Genomic DNA, 12,589 nt, shown 5'->3' with positions numbered 1-12,589 from the left:
CACAAACAAACCCGCAAGAAGAAAATGACAGATCCATGCAATTTTTCCAAGATCGCACAATTATTGCGCCAAAGCGTCCGTCTTGCGCGCGATTATTCCACTCGTCTGTAGGGGATGCCGCGAGCCAGCCAACAACCGAGCTCCGCGCCCGTGATCCGGCCTGATTGATCTCTCTCCAAGCGGAGCGTCCAGTCCCCGGGAGCGGGGGCATCCATTGAGCGACGGGTTGCGACAAGCCAGATATCGGGGGCAAGAGGACGGGCCAGCTCCATCGGGCCCTGGCCCAGCATTCCGCTGAACCCAACATAGAGAGCACCCGCCCCCGGCAGCAGCAGCATCTCCGCCTCCAGCTCATCGGAGTAGAACCGGCCCTCGGGCATTTCCTTGTGGGGCGTCTGCTGCTCGGAAGGGGGCAGTGCCTCCAGCTGCGCTATCAACCGGTCTGCGCGCCGCGTCATCACGAAACCCCCCTGCCCTCTCTCCAATCTGATGTCGGTCGCTTCCAGCCCTCCTTGCCGGAAGGTCAGTGGCTCCGGTGACGTGGCATAGCGCAGACGAGGCGCTGTGCCGCCGTCGATCCTGACCGACAGCCCCGTTTCCCGGCAGAGCCAGTGCCCGTCCCAGACTTCGCCGGGCGGCACTCTCACCGGATCGGGAAGACCAAGCGCCCTGCGAAGCAAATACCGGGCAGCCGACTGCGCGTCGGCCTGATGATTGAACATAACGACGACGGAAAGACGCGCCTGCTGCGCATGTATTCTATAGGCACGGAACCCCCGCAGCGCCCCGCCGTGACCTGTCACTGACAAGCCGCCTTCCTGCCCGCGCAAAAGACCATGGCCGTACGGTGCGGGGCTACCATCTGCAAAGGTCGCTGGAGAGGAGATCTGCGCATAGAGCGCTTCCGGATCGTCGCGGGTCGCATCGATCCAGGCTTCATAGGCCAGCATATCGGTGAGTGAAGCGGAGATCCCGGCATCCCCCTTCCACCAGATACCATTGCTTGCGGGGAAGAACCCCACATCCAGTGTGCCCTCATACCCGGTGACGCCATCCGGGGGATGGCGGGTATCGGGAACCAAGGCCGCGGTTTCCATCCCCGCAGGGCCGAAGATATGGCGCGCGTAAAGCGTCCCCAGATCCTCTCCCGTCGCGGTCTCAAGCATTTCGGCGAGCAGGCGAAAATTGCCGTTCGAATAGGAATAGCGGGAGCCGGGTACAAAATGGCCGGTCTTCATGCGCGCCAGGAGGGGCAGCGCATCCTCCCGCCGGAAGGTCTGCTCCGCGCAAGCGCCCTGCAGCACCGTCAGCGCCCAGTAGTCCCGGAGGCCCGACTGATTGTCGCAAAGCTGCTGCACCGTGGGAATCCCAGCGCGAAATCGGGGCAGATATCGGGCGACATGTTCGTCAAGCCGCGCGGGATCGCCAATCTCCGCCAGTAGCGCGGCGCAGGTGAACTGTTTCGAGATGGAGCAGATCGGCAGCCTCACCGCCTCCGTCATCGGGAGGCGGGCCGCAAGATCGGCAAAGCCCCAGCTTCGTGCGGCCACCACACTGCCCTCCTGCACGATGCCCGCGACGCCGCCCGGCCCGGGATACAGATCGGGGAGAGCGTCCAGCGCGTCTTCGATGTCCATGGTATCCACTTCCGCTGCCGTGCCAACTGCGCCGCAAGGAAGGCAGCCCTCCCCTGCCCCGTCAAGCGGCGGATTTGCCTTGCAGCATCCTCCGGCCCCTGCACTATCCCCCCGACAGAAACAGGAGCTTGTCCATGTCCTCCCACGGCTATGAATCCGGTCGCCTCAACCTGCCGTTCGTCGGCATTCCGACTTTTGCCAAAAGCCGATATGTGGAGGATTGGGACAGTATCGCCGCTGATGTTGCGATCCTGGGCGCGCCGTTCGATTTTGGCACGCAATGGCGCTCCGGCGCGCGCTTCGGACCGCGCGGAATACGCGAGGCGTCAACGCTCTTCTCCTTCGGTCACGCGGGCGCCTATGACCATGAGGATGACCGGACCTATCTGGAAGGGGTCCGGATCGTCGACCTTGGGGATGCGGATATCGTGCATACGGATACGATGGGTAGCCATGCCGCCATTGAATACGGGGTTCGGAAGATCCTCGCCGCCGGAGCCGTGCCCGTAGTTCTGGGCGGTGATCACTCCGTCAACATTCCCTGCATCAACGCGTTCGAGGATCAGGAGCCGATTCACATCGTTCAGATCGATGCGCATCTGGATTTTGTCGATGAACGTCACGGCGTCCGCTTCGGTCACGGCAATCCGATGCGGCGGGCCTCCGAAAAGTCGTGGGTGACGGGAATGAGTCAGCTTGGCATTCGCAACGTCTCCTCCACAGCAAAGGACGGATACGACTATGCGCGTGCGCAGGGGTCGGACATCCTCTCCGTCCGGCAGTTCCGGAAGCTGGGGGTCGAGCGTGTTCTGGACCGGATCCCAGCGGGCGCGCGCTATTACCTGACACTCGACATCGACGGGTTCGACCCGTCCATCGCTCCGGGTACCGGGACACCAAGCCACGGCGGCTTTCTCTACTATGAGGTATTGGAGTTGATCGCAGGGCTTTGCGAGCGGGGTCGTATTGTCGGCATGGATCTCGTGGAAGTCGCCCCCGACTATGATCGGACGGGGACGACGGCGATCCTTGCTGCGCAGATCCTGCTCAACACCATCGGGCGGATGTTTGCATCAGAATCCTGACGTATATCAGGAAATCTTCACCACCAGCTTGCCGAAGTTCCGCCCCTCCAGCAGCCCTATGAACGCTTCGGGAACCGCGGCAAGCCCACCCTCTACGATATCCTCGCGGTAGCGAACGCGCCCCTCCCTGATCCATCCGGTCATGTCCCTATAGAAGGCGGGACGCTGGTCCACGAATTCACGCTGGATGAACCCGCGGATCAGCAGGCTTTTGGAAAGCACTTGCCGCATCAGCCCCGGCAGCCGGTCCGGCCCCTCCGGCACGCCAACGGCGTTGTATTGCGCGATAAGACCACAGACCGGGATGCGGGCGAAGGTGTTCAGCAACGGGAACACCCCGTCCCAAACCTTGCCGCCGACATTCTCGAAATAGACATCGACTCCGTCAGGGCAAGCATCGGCAAGACGCTGGGCGAAGTCTGGCGCGTGATGATCAATCGCCGCGTCGAAACCCAACTCCTCCCGCACGAAGGCGCATTTGTCAGCACCGCCCGCGATGCCCACAGCTCGCGCGCCCTTGATGCGCGCGATCTGCCCGACAACAGAGCCGACGGCCCCGCTCGCAGCCGCAACCACCACCGTTTCCCCCGGCTTGGGCTGGCCGATGGTCAGCAGACCCGAATAGGCAGTGAACCCCGGCATCCCCAACACGCCGAGCGATGTCGTTACCGGGGCTTCGTCGGGATCAAGCTTCCGCAAGTCTGTGCCATCCGATAGCGCGTATTCCTGCCAGCCGGAATGGGAGAGCACTACATCACCCTCCCGGTAATCCGGGTTGAGGGAGCGGACGACCTCCGCCACGGTGCCGCCTTCCATCACGGAGCCGACCTCTACCGGCGCGGCATAGGAGCGCGCCGCGCTCATCCGACCACGCATGTAAGGGTCGAGCGAAAGATAACGAACGCGGAGAAGAACCTCCCCTTCCCTTGGACTCGGCACCTGTGACTCTTCCATTCGGAAATTGGCGGGGGTGGGCCGACCTTCCGGTCGCGATGCAAGGACGAGACTATGGTTCAAGAGATCTGACATGGGTTTCCTCCGTTTCGGAACAGTTGTGCCATGGGATCAGGGCACTGAAAACCTCCCAACAAATGTAACGTAATTACATCAATCTCCCAGCAGATTGGTCGCGGGATTCTCTGCAATATCGACGTCAGCGTAATACTTCTGTGCTTGCGCGGCGGACCGGTGAAGGGAAAGCTGCATCGCCGCCTGCAAAGGCGCGCCGTCGAGTGCAGCTTGCGTGAGGAAGCCGGAACGCAATCCATGTGGCGAGGCAAATCCTTCTGGCAATCCAGCGTCCCTGATCAGGCGGCGCAGCACCGATGCCACGCCTTCTGGCGTCAGGCGGCGCTTGAGCACCCGGTCAGATTTGCTCACCGGACGAAAGACCGGACCAGTCTGTATTCCCGCAGCGTCTAACCATGCGACAAGGCTACGAGCACCCCTGCCCTTCAGAACGAGTTTTGGTGTCGTGCCTTTCCGTGTGGTCTTGGTTCCCCGCAGCCGAATCCAGACATGCCCTTGCCGGTCGAATTCCCGCAAGTCCAAGTCTTCGATGTTCAGCGAGACAATCTCTGACCGCCGTCGCCCCCCCAGAGCCCCAGGCGAGCAACAGGATTGCCCGGTCGCGGAGCCCTCGCATATCCGGCCCTGTTGCTGCGACGAGCCGCAGCAACGTCTCACGCGTGACGGGGTTTGCCGATTTCGGAGATGGCGGCCGATCAGCAGCGCGCCTCGCCTTCTGTCGCGCCTGTCGGATCAGGGGAAGATCGAATGGCGATGTGAGATTCTGGATTCGATGGAAGGCTCGCCAACTGGCTATCCGGCGATCCAATGTCGCAGCGGCTGGACAGGAGAGCTGACGGCGCAGCCCGCTGGCGATCAGATTCTCGGCCGCCAGACGCGCGGGATCCTGGTCAGCGGCTTCTTGTAAATCGCGGGCATGATCGAGCAGGAAAGCCAAGGCGACATCTTCTCGCTCGGGCCAAACCGGCGGGTCCCCAAAGCGGAGTATTCGCCATGCGGAGATATAGGCGAGGTCTCGCTCCCAGGCTCGAAGCGTGTTTTCTGGTGTTCCTCGCCGATAAAGCTCTGCGAGATCGCTGCTGAGCCCGGTCGCGAGAGCAATGGAAGTGGTAGGATCAACCATGCCGATTTTTCCTTACAGAGGCACAACACGCAAGCAGGTTGAGTTGACAGTTGTCAACATTGTGGCGTTGACAGCTGTCAACCTGTCGGAGCAAGGCGCGGGGATAGTCCATGCACCATTCTCTCTAGGGAGAAAGCACCTCTTCTGGCTCTGTCGGTCAGCACCCGAAGATAGGCGGAGGGATGCCGGATATTTCTAAGTTTCTGCAGGATGCACGCGATGGTAGTCGCTGCGCATTCTGGTGACATCACCTCGCGCGCTTTCAGCCATGCGGATGCGTCTATGCCCAGCATCGGTCGCAACTGCTCGGCGGCTTCGACGAAGGCGGGCCAATCGTTAACTGAGTAAAAACTTGAAAACTCTGTGCAGGCTTTCATCACATCGGTGAGCTTTACCGCGATCGCAGATCGGTTTCTCTTATTCTTTATTATGTGGTTTTCCTGTATGTGCCGCTCATTCTGATCGTCATTGCCGCTCGTTTCTTCGGTTTCATTGGTAAGGAGTACTTCGCCAAGGCGCTCCGACATCTGTTCCAGCTCCGCGTGCGAAAGCTTCCGGCGCAGCGCCTTCTTCATTTCTATCAACTCTTCCAGATCCAGATGCGCCAACTGGAGAGCGTCTCTTAGCTTAAGGACGACTGTCTCGCGAAGCAGTTGAAGGTGCTGATCGGCTTCACGGCACTGATCCGCCACGCCGCGAATCTCTGCAGCTCGCCGAGCAAGTGGCCCAAGGTCAAAACCAAATGCGCGGGCAGGGTGAGCGTCGCTGGTACGGGTAGCGTATCGCTTGCCGTTGGGGCTGTCGTGCCGCAGAATTACACCTGCGGCGACCAGGGCCGCTATATGACGACGTAACGTGCTTTCTGGCATCCCATGAGCGCGGTGTGAGAGGGTCGCATTCGACGGAAAGACAATGCATCCCTCCGGGAAGATGACATCATCTCCCACGAAAGAGATCAGCGCTTGCAGAACCGAGAGGTCTCGATCGGAAAGGGAAAAGGCCTTCCTCGCGACCGTTAGGTCGCGCAAAGGTTCCCATTTCGGAACCGCTTTTGCTTCGGCCGAGCCTCGCGCCAGAGCGCGCGCCGCCATCAGGTCAGCCGTGATCGGCCGCCCGAAAGGCGTTATGGAAATATGCTTCATCTCATATCACGAGGACGCGAAATATCGGCCGCCGCAGAAAGACGGGAGTTGACAGCTGTCAACGAAAGCCGTTACGTTCGAAGTGCTAGATCGACGGAACGGCCCTTCGGGATGTCATGTCCTGAGGGGCTTTTCTTTGTCCTGCTTCGTGCTCCCTTGCTTGTTTCGCCAGATCATTCCTCGCGGCCGGATAGCCAGCTGCGGTGAATTTCGTCCATGTTCTCAATCAGCCAATCTGCGAACTGCGCGTGCCGGCTGCTGTCTATCGTAAGCATCGTGGCCCGATTGTTGCGCGAAACAGCGCCCAATCGTTCGCCGCTGCTCCCGTTAAGTGGTATCTTGTCCGGGGCAGGGGAGGGGGACCGCTGCGTAAGACTGGCTAGAACCGCCTCAAACCGTATGTCGGATGTGGCGCCCTCTGCGAGTGGGAGCACATCATCAATGCGCCGACCCTTCAGCCTCGCGGCAAGCGCCGACCAGCGATCCCGACCTATCCCCGGGGCCGTCCCGATCGCGCGCATCAGTGGAAGGGGAACTGCATCGGCAATGGAAAGCATGCGTGAAATCAAAGTCTTGTCGATCTGAAGCGCATCGCAGATGATCTTCCGGTCGAAACCCTCATCCCGCATCGCGCGAGCAAAATTCACTTTCTCGATGAAGCTCAAGTCCTTGCGGGCAGTGTTCTCCTGCCCTTGAGCTATCACCAGCTCGCGATCGTTAAGGTTGCGGATCATCGCCTTGACAGGTTGTCCAAGCAACTTCAGCGCCGAGACACGGCGCCGGCCATAGACCACTTCGTACCGGCCCTCATAATTGGGCGAGTGACGGAGAAGCACGGGAACCTGCTGGCCGTAATCGCGAATACTTTCCGCGAGCGCCGCGATTCCTTCCGCATCGTCGTCCAGCCTGTCGCGAATCCCGGCATTGTCTATCATGTCGGGCGGCACGTCGATGACCGACCGGCTTCGCAGATGGGCAATGGACTGACTGACCGCACCGATGGCGCCGCGTCCTGGTCGGGGGATCGGCTGGCCGGGCGAAACGCCGGCAGGGGAGGGGGGATCCCCCACATTCATAAGCCCTTTGAGAAGGTCTTTCCGTGCCATCACGTGCCTCCCTTCCGTCCCCATGCCTGCTGGATCAGGGCCTCGATCTCACCGTTGACGGCATTCAGGCTTTCCATCGCGCGTTCATAGGTGGCGCGGACGAACTGCGTTCGCTCGATTTCGTAAAGCGTCTGTTTGGTGATCCCGGCGTCGGAAATCGCGGTCGATTTCAGCACTGGATGGTTGAGCACATGTTCCCCGAACATGGAGCGCATGAAGCTCACCATCTGGTTCTGCGGCCCATCGCCCGGCTCATAGCGCGTCACGACATAACGCAGCCAGTCGTAGGACATGTTGCCCCCCGCCTCCGACACGACCCCCAGCAGGTTGGACGTCATCAACAGGAACTGACACATCGACATCACGTCCAGCATCTGCGGATGGACGGTAACCAATACCGCAGTGGCGGCAGACAGCGCCGACATCGTCAGAAAGCCCAGTTGCGGCGGGCAGTCGATCACCACCACATCATAGTCAGCCTCCACCTCCGCCAGCTTGTCGCCAACGCGGGTGAAAAAGAACTGCCCCGTGCGCGAGGCGAGCATTCGGGGCGTATCATGCTCGAACTCCATGAGATCGAGATTTCCCGGAATGATGTCGAGGTTAGGGAAATAGGTCGGCTGGATCACATCCGCGAGCGGGACCGGCACATCGTAGCGGATCGCGTCGTAGAGCGTGCCGCCGTCTATCAGGTCGAACTCCGGCTGAAATCCGTGCAACGCGCTGAGGCTGGCCTGCGGATCCAGATCGACCGCGAGAACCCGGTAGCCGTCCAGCGCGAGCTTCTGGGCGAGATGCGCGGCAGTGGTCGTCTTACCCGAGCCGCCCTTGAAGTTGATGACAGCGATCACCTGAAGATGATCGTTCTCTCGCCGTCCGGGCAGGTAGGTTCCGGGAGATTTTGCCCCCTTTTCAAGCATTTCTCGTAGCGCCTGCACATCCGCAAGGGTGTAGTAACGCCGCCCGCCCGCCCGCGTCTCCGGGCTCGGGCCACGCCCTTCGAGATGCAGTTTTCGCAGATAGGCATCCTTGACGCCCAGAAGCTCCGCCACCTCGCCCGAGGTGAATTTCCGCAGTTCCTTGCGCGCATCGGGCGGAAAGAGTTGGGCACGATGCGCCTGAAGCCGCTCCGAAAGCCGCGCGGCATGTTCTCCCACGAGAACGTCAATGCGTTCCTGTTTTGTCATCTACTGCCTCGCGCCAGATCGTTAGTTACGCTTCTGGTCGTTTTATTCTGTTGTTGGCGTAAATAACTGCCTGAAACGCGGGATTCGGACAAGACCTTTCAGCGGCTTTCCACGCCGGATCCGTCGTCTTTCGCGCTCACCCCGGCAAAAAAATCGCAAGGTACCGGAGTTACCGGCAGCTTTATCCGCTTTTGGCGCCTCTGCCACGAGATTTGGAGCGACGAAATAGGCTCGGCGCGCGTGGACGGAGAATCGGGTGCGACAAAGGTCCGCGGCAACCGCCATGCGCGGCTGCGGCGTTTCTTCCCTGTCGAGCGGCGACAGATACCGAATAGTATAGCCGCGCAGAAGCAGACGGGCCGGAGGAAAAAATGACAACGGTGAAGATGAAGATCGGCGGCGAGGAGAAGGCATCTGGCGGTGGCCGGACCTATCAGCGTCTGAACCCCGTGACCGGCGCCGTCGCGAGCGAGGCGCAGGCCGCGACGGTGCAGGATGCCGTTGCCGCGGTGGATGCTGCAGCCGCGGCGTTCCCGGCATGGGCGGCGCTTGGCCCCAATGCCCGGCGGGCCGCGCTCCTCAAGGCTGCGGATGCGCTCGCGGCCAAGGGCGATCTTTTTGTGTCGGCGATGGCGGCGGAGATCGGCGCAACCGAGCCTTGGGCCAGGTTCAATGTCTCGCTCGCCGCGTCCATGCTCCGCGAGGCGGCCTCCCTTACGACCCAGGTGGCGGGGGAGGTAATCCCCTCCGACAAACCGGGTTGCCTGTCGATGTCAATCCGGGAGCCTGCGGGCGTGGTGCTGGGCATCGCGCCATGGAATGCGCCGGTCATCCTCGGCACCCGGGCGTTGGCGACGCCGCTGGCCTGTGGCAATGCAGTGGTGTTCAAGGCCTCCGAGATCTGCCCGTTGACGCATGCACTCATTGTCGAGGCTCTGGAGGAGGGCGGCCTGCCCAAGGGCCTGGTCAGCCTCGTCACCAATGCGCCCGAGGATGCGGCGGATATCGTCGCTGTGCTCATCGACCATCCGGCAGTGCGGCGCATCAACTTCACCGGCTCGACCAAGGTGGGCCGTATCATCGCAGAACGCGCCGCCCGGAACCTGAAACCCGTGTTGCTGGAGTTGGGAGGAAAGGCGCCGTTCCTCGTCCTGAAGGATGCGGATGTCGATGAAGCGGTGAAAGCAGCGATCTTCGGCGCGTTCTTCAATCAGGGTCAGATCTGCATGTCCACCGAGCGCATCATCCTTGCGCCCGAAATCGCAGAGGATTTCGCGGCAAAGTTCATCGCACGCGCAAAGGGTCTGACCGCGGGCAACCCGGCGGACGGAAAGGCGCCGCTCGGCGCTGTGGTCGATCTGCGGACGGTGGAGAAGGTGGCCGCCCTGATCGACGATGCGCGCGACAAGGGTGCGGTGGTGCATTCCGCAGGCGCGGCCGACGGTGTGCTCATGCCCGCGCAGGTGGTGGACCGCGTGACCTCCGACATGCGCATCGCCTATGAGGAAAGCTTCGGCCCGGTCGTAGCGCTGTTCCGCGCGCGTGACGAGGCGGATGCGATCCATATTGCCAATGATACGGAATATGGCCTGTCCGCTGCGGTCTTCACCCGCGATACCGCCCGCGGGCTGGAGGTCGCGCGGCAGATCCGGTCCGGGATATGCCATATCAACGGGCCAACCGTGCATGATGAGGCGCAGATGCCCTTCGGCGGCGTCAAGGCATCCGGGTATGGACGCTTCGGAGGCCAGGCGGGGATCGCCGAGTTTACCGATCTGCGCTGGATCACCCTGGAAACCCGGCCCGGTCAGTACCCGCTGTAGGCACCTCACTGCTTGCGCTCGCGCGCCGGATCGGCAGGATGCGCGCGAGACGCAGGAGAGATGCATGGCCCAGTTGAAGGGTGACAAGACCGAAGCGATCTGCCGCGCCATCCGCCGCGCCATCATCGAAGGCGCGCTGCTGCCCGGCGATCGGCTGCCGGAGGATGGTGTGGGCGAGTCGTTCGGGGTAAGCCGCACGCTTGCCCGCCATGCCCTTGGTCAGCTGGCGGCAGAGGGGCTGGTCGATCTCCGCCGGAACCGGATCGCCACGGTCGCTGTCCCAACACCTGAGGAGGCGCGCGATATCTTCGACATCCGCATCGCGCTCGAGCGGCAGGTGGTGGGGCACCTGGCCGGTGTGCTGACACAGAAGCAAGCCACGGAACTGCGTGCGCTGGTGGAGGTGGAGGACAACGCGCGCCATGGGCCGGATGGCCCCGCGATCCGTCTGGCGACGGAATTTCACGTCCGTCTTGCCGAAATGACGGAGAAGCCGATCCTCATCCGCTATGTCACGGAGATCTGTTACCGTGCGGGTCTGGCGCTCTCAACGCTCGCGCGGCCCCATTCTTCCGACTGCGCGGTGAACGAGCATCTCGAGCTGATCGAAACCATCCGCACTGGCCCGCCAGAGGCGGCGATGGCGCTTATGGATAAGCATCTGGAGGCGGTAGCCGAGCGCGCAATGTTATCGAGCAAGGGAGCCAGAACGCGGGAGCTTGCCGATATACTCGCTCCCTACGTGAACTGACTTGAGGTTGATTGGCCGGCAGGCGCTTAGCGGCGGGAAAGGGAAGGGTCTAGCAGCCATTCCGCGCTGTCGTTCCAGACGTCCGTCTCCAGGATCAAGCCGTCCTCGACCACGAAACGATCTACGAAACGATTGTGGTCAAAGAGTGTCCCGTCCGGCCAGGCACCGTACAGGTGGCCGGTGCAGTAGATCACTGTGCGGGGACCATCGGGCATGGCGTCGTACCGGTCGATCCGCTTCTTCACCCAGGCGTAGCGGGCCGCATTGACGCTCGTCGGTCCGTCGGGCGCGGTGAATTCGCGGTTGCCGGTAAAGCGGCACAGAAACCCTGGCGCGACATGGGCCGCGGCAGCCGCCGGGTCCGGTCGCATGGAGGCCTCCAGATAGGCTCTGACCGCCGCCACATCCCGCTCTGTCCTGTCGGTCATTGCCAAGCTCCGGCTTAACTGCATACACATTCAGGATACTGTACGGGGATCAGGAGACAAGCTGTGACGTTCGACCTCATCCTGCGAAACGTCCGGCCCTTTTCTGGCATCGAGGCACTGGATATCGGCATTCGCAATGGCCGGATCGCGGACTTAGGTTCGTTGGCGGGGCAGGGAGAGGATTTCGGCGGTCGGATCGCCGTGCCCGGGCTGGTGGAGAGCCACATCCATCTCGACAAGGCGGGCCTGATCTGCCGCTGCGGACAGGGCGCCGGGAGCCTCGCCGAGGCCGTCGCCGCCGTCTCCCGTCTGAAGCGCGATTTCAGCGAGGCTGATGTCCATGCCCGGGGCGCCAGAGTGGTGGAGGCGGCGATCCGGCAGGGGACAATGCACATGCGCGCCCATGTGGAGGTGGATCCCCGCGTGGGCCTGCGGAGTTTCGCGGCGATGAAACGCCTGCGAGACGACTATGCCTTTGCCTGCGACATCACGCTCTGCCCGTTTCCTCAGGAGGGGCTGACCAATGACCCCGGCGCGGAGGCGCTGCTCCGGCAGGCGCTTGCGGAAGGGGCTGATCTGATCGGCGGCTGTCCCTATACCGACACCGATCCGCAAGAGCAGATCCGGCGCGTCTTCGCCATGGCGGTCGAGCATGACGTCGACATCGATTTCCATCTGGACTTCGATCTCGATCCCGGCTGGACGCATATGGATGCGATCTGCGAGGCGACGGCCCGTGCGGGTTGGCACGGCCGGGTCACCATCGGCCACGCGACGAAACTCGCTGCGATGGGGGAGGGGGCCTTTGCGCGATATGCGGACCTGCTCCTGTGGGCGGGGGTGGGGGTCACGGCCCTGCCGTCCACCGACCTGTATCTCAACGGGCGGTCAGAGGGGTTCCGGGCGGTCCGCGGCGTGGCGCCGGTGCATCTGCTCGCCGCGCGGGGCGGCAATGCCTCGGTCGCGACCAACAACGTGATGAACCCGTTCACGCCCTATGGCGACGCATCGCTCCTCCGCATGGCTAACCTCTATGCAAATGTGATGCAGCTTGGGTCGGAGGCGTTTCCGCTTTGTATGGCCCTCGTCACCGAGGGGGCGGCGCGGCTGATGCGGCTGGAAGGCTACGGACTGGCGGTGGGCGACCGGGCGGATATCGTCGTGCTGGATGCGACCGATCCGGTCGAAGCGTTCGGGAGCATCGCCCAACCCATCGCCGGGTTCAAGCGCGGGCGGCCGAGTTTCGTCCGTCCGCCTGCGCGCATCCTGCTTCCCTGA

Annotated in this window: 11 protein-coding genes; 4 read left to right on the top strand and 7 right to left on the bottom strand. The window is 62.3% G+C overall.

The annotated features are described in order from the left end of the window. Positions 1–92: 92 nt before the first annotated feature. Entirely contained in the window at positions 93–1,637 is a 1,545-nt protein-coding gene (locus CN97_RS11115; protein WP_035711071.1) for a D-aminopeptidase, read from the bottom strand. 134 nt (positions 1,638–1,771) lie between these two features. Here CN97_RS11115 and speB point away from each other — a divergent pair, with 134 nt between their 5' ends. Continuing rightward, on the top strand, positions 1,772–2,722 hold the full coding sequence (speB, locus tag CN97_RS11110; protein ID WP_035711068.1) for an agmatinase: 951 nt from the start codon (positions 1,772–1,774) through the stop codon (positions 2,720–2,722). 6 nt (positions 2,723–2,728) lie between these two features. Here the strand turns inward: speB and CN97_RS11105 are convergent, their stop codons facing one another. From CN97_RS11105 to repA, 5 genes are all read right to left on the bottom strand, one after another. Further along, complete coding sequence (locus CN97_RS11105) at positions 2,729–3,751, bottom strand: NADP-dependent oxidoreductase (RefSeq protein WP_035711064.1); 1,023 nt, start codon at positions 3,749–3,751, stop codon at positions 2,729–2,731. A gap of 78 nt (positions 3,752–3,829) precedes the next feature. After that, positions 3,830–4,267 carry a tyrosine-type recombinase/integrase gene (locus CN97_RS21245; protein ID WP_248700087.1) on the bottom strand — a complete coding sequence of 146 codons (438 nt, stop codon included), beginning with the start codon at positions 4,265–4,267 and terminating at the stop codon, positions 3,830–3,832. Between the two features lie 684 nt (positions 4,268–4,951). Further along, complete coding sequence (gene repC / locus CN97_RS20255) at positions 4,952–6,016, bottom strand: plasmid replication protein RepC (protein ID WP_084684113.1); 1,065 nt, start codon at positions 6,014–6,016, stop codon at positions 4,952–4,954. A gap of 173 nt (positions 6,017–6,189) precedes the next feature. Next, the gene (repB, locus tag CN97_RS11085) at positions 6,190–7,122 is read right to left on the bottom strand and encodes a plasmid partitioning protein RepB (protein WP_035711058.1); all 933 of its coding nucleotides are present in this window, start codon (positions 7,120–7,122) and stop codon (positions 6,190–6,192) included. Further along, positions 7,122–8,309, bottom strand: a complete 1,188-nt coding sequence (gene repA / locus CN97_RS11080) for a plasmid partitioning protein RepA (RefSeq protein ID WP_035711056.1) — start codon at positions 8,307–8,309, stop codon at positions 7,122–7,124. The genes repB and repA overlap by 1 nt, the downstream gene beginning before the upstream one ends. A gap of 371 nt (positions 8,310–8,680) precedes the next feature. On the opposite strand from repA, the gene CN97_RS11075 reads away from it, so the two are divergent. Continuing rightward, positions 8,681–10,132 (top strand): aldehyde dehydrogenase, encoded by a 1,452-nt coding sequence (locus CN97_RS11075; RefSeq protein WP_088217273.1) that lies wholly within the window; start codon positions 8,681–8,683, stop codon positions 10,130–10,132. A gap of 64 nt (positions 10,133–10,196) precedes the next feature. Further along, on the top strand, positions 10,197–10,883 hold the full coding sequence (locus CN97_RS11070) for a GntR family transcriptional regulator (protein ID WP_035711053.1): 687 nt from the start codon (positions 10,197–10,199) through the stop codon (positions 10,881–10,883). A gap of 26 nt (positions 10,884–10,909) precedes the next feature. Here CN97_RS11070 and CN97_RS11065 read toward each other — a convergent pair whose 3' ends face one another. Then, complete coding sequence (locus CN97_RS11065) at positions 10,910–11,311, bottom strand: membrane protein (protein ID WP_035711050.1); 402 nt, start codon at positions 11,309–11,311, stop codon at positions 10,910–10,912. A 63-nt stretch (positions 11,312–11,374) separates the two neighbouring features. Here CN97_RS11065 and CN97_RS11060 point away from each other — a divergent pair, with 63 nt between their 5' ends. After that, positions 11,375–12,589: an amidohydrolase family protein gene (locus CN97_RS11060; RefSeq protein WP_035711048.1), complete on the top strand. Its 1,215-nt coding sequence runs from the start codon at positions 11,375–11,377 to the stop codon at positions 12,587–12,589.

The sequence above is a fragment of the Haematobacter massiliensis genome, assembly GCF_000740795.1.
Lineage (GTDB): Bacteria > Pseudomonadota > Alphaproteobacteria > Rhodobacterales > Rhodobacteraceae > Haematobacter > Haematobacter massiliensis.
Note: the sequence above shows the minus strand (reverse complement) of the source record. Positions and strands in the feature narration are given on the sequence as shown.

What these genes read in the sequence shown, in the direction of transcription:
- repC (WP_084684113.1), bottom strand. Translation starts at nt 6,016, where the DNA reads ATGAAGCATATTTCCATAACGCCTTTCGGGCGGCCGATCACGGCTGAC.
- repA (WP_035711056.1), bottom strand. Translation starts at nt 8,309, where the DNA reads ATGACAAAACAGGAACGCATTGACGTTCTCGTGGGAGAACATGCCGCG.
- repB (WP_035711058.1), bottom strand. Translation starts at nt 7,122, where the DNA reads ATGGCACGGAAAGACCTTCTCAAAGGGCTTATGAATGTGGGGGATCCC.
- CN97_RS11070 (WP_035711053.1), top strand. Translation starts at nt 10,197, where the DNA reads ATGGCCCAGTTGAAGGGTGACAAGACCGAAGCGATCTGCCGCGCCATC.
- CN97_RS11075 (WP_088217273.1), top strand. Translation starts at nt 8,681, where the DNA reads ATGACAACGGTGAAGATGAAGATCGGCGGCGAGGAGAAGGCATCTGGC.
- CN97_RS11105 (WP_035711064.1), bottom strand. Translation starts at nt 3,751, where the DNA reads ATGTCAGATCTCTTGAACCATAGTCTCGTCCTTGCATCGCGACCGGAA.
- speB (WP_035711068.1), top strand. Translation starts at nt 1,772, where the DNA reads ATGTCCTCCCACGGCTATGAATCCGGTCGCCTCAACCTGCCGTTCGTC.
- CN97_RS11065 (WP_035711050.1), bottom strand. Translation starts at nt 11,311, where the DNA reads ATGACCGACAGGACAGAGCGGGATGTGGCGGCGGTCAGAGCCTATCTG.
- CN97_RS11115 (WP_035711071.1), bottom strand. Translation starts at nt 1,637, where the DNA reads ATGGACATCGAAGACGCGCTGGACGCTCTCCCCGATCTGTATCCCGGG.